This window comes from Bacillus sp. DE0042 (genome assembly GCF_007680225.1).
In the GTDB taxonomy this organism is placed as follows: domain Bacteria; phylum Bacillota; class Bacilli; order Bacillales; family Bacillaceae_G; genus Bacillus_A; species Bacillus_A wiedmannii.
The window spans coordinates 1-208 of record NZ_VEJP01000055.1 but is presented as its reverse complement, the minus strand read 5'-3'; the positions used below and the strand labels follow the sequence as shown (position 1 = coordinate 208).

Sequence of the window (208 nt, the reverse complement as noted above, 5' to 3'; positions counted from 1 at the left end):
TTGTGGCGAAGTGGTTAACGCACCGGATTGTGGCTCCGGCATTCGTGGGTTCGATTCCCATCAGTCGCCCCATTTTTATTTTAAAAATTACAAATAATCTAATGGATACTTACATATAATTAAGTAAGAAATCGATGGGCTATAGCCAAGCGGTAAGGCAACGGACTTTGACTCCGTCATGCGCTGGTTCGAATCCAGCTAGCCCAGC

General features: G+C 45.2%; 1 tRNA gene. It reads left to right on the top strand.

Features of this window, described 5'->3' with window-relative positions:
• Window positions 1-135 precede the first annotated feature (135 nt).
• Window positions 136-207, top strand: a tRNA-Gln gene (locus FS802_RS30835).
• Window position 208: the final 1 nt, after the last annotated feature.